At 63.7% G+C, this 1,024-nt stretch carries 1 protein-coding gene; it reads right to left on the bottom strand.

The window, feature by feature from the left end; translation table 11 throughout:
• Positions 1-929: LLM class flavin-dependent oxidoreductase (locus GGR44_RS16665; protein WP_183956618.1), on the bottom strand; the 929-nt coding region annotated here is incomplete at its 3' end.
• Positions 930-1,024 lie beyond the last annotated feature (95 nt).

Below are 1,024 nucleotides of genomic sequence, written 5' to 3'. Positions count from 1 at the left end.
TGCACCACGGGCAGCACTTCGCGGCCGAACAGTTCGAGCGAGGCGCGCTGCTGGTCGGGCGTGCCCACCACGAACGGCAGGTCGCACACGCCCACGCCAATGTCGCGCAGCACCGCGAACTTCTCGATCAGCGTCTGCGGGCTGCCCACGAAATAGGGCCTGGCCACCAGGTCCAGCACCGGCGGACCGCCCAGCGTCGCCGATTGCAGCTTGCTCTGCTCCTCGGCCTGCTTGCCGAAATATGCGAACATCTCGCCCTGCGCCCGCTCGTCCGTCGGCGCGCAATAGGCAATCCCACGGTACAGCACGTGCCCCGGCGTCGGCTCCCAGCCTTCCCTCGCGCATTCCGCCCGGTACAGCTCGATCCACCCCTTGACCGTTTCAGGCGCCGCAAACGAAAACGCAATGCCAAGACGCCGCCGCGCCGCAAACACCACCGAATCCTCGCTGTTGCCCGATCCGAACACCGGCGGGTGCGGCTGCTGCGTAATGTGCGGCCACACCGATATCGTGTTGAACCGGTACTGATCCCCCTCCCACGCAAATGGCTGCTCGCTCGTCCACGCCTTCAGGATCAGGTCAATCCCTTCCTGCGTCATCTTCTTCGTCAGCGCCGCATCGGTATCGTAGGTCTTGTGCTCGTTCGGCGTGCCCCGCAAGAACAGAACCTCGATCCGCCCTCCGCTCAACGCATCGAGCATCGCCACTTCCTCGGCCAGACGCACCGGATTGTTCAACGGCACCAGCGGTCCCAGCAAGGCAACCCGCACCCGCTTCGTGCGCTGGATGATCGCAGACGCCATGATCATCGGGTTCGGCGTCATCTGATACGGCGCATAATGATGCTCCGATACCGAAACCCAGTCAAAACCCAGCGCCTCAGCCCGCTCCACCATCTCCAGATACCGCGCATAGGATCCCTGCGCCACGCCCGCATCGCAATACTCCGGCGACGCAGGCCAAACCTCAATCCCAGGCGCCGGACCATCATAACCCGTCATGCACAAATACGACACTTTCATCT

The organism is Sphingobium fontiphilum (assembly GCF_014196635.1).
Lineage (GTDB): Bacteria > Pseudomonadota > Alphaproteobacteria > Sphingomonadales > Sphingomonadaceae > Sphingobium > Sphingobium fontiphilum.
This window is presented reverse-complemented; position numbering and strand designations above follow the sequence as displayed.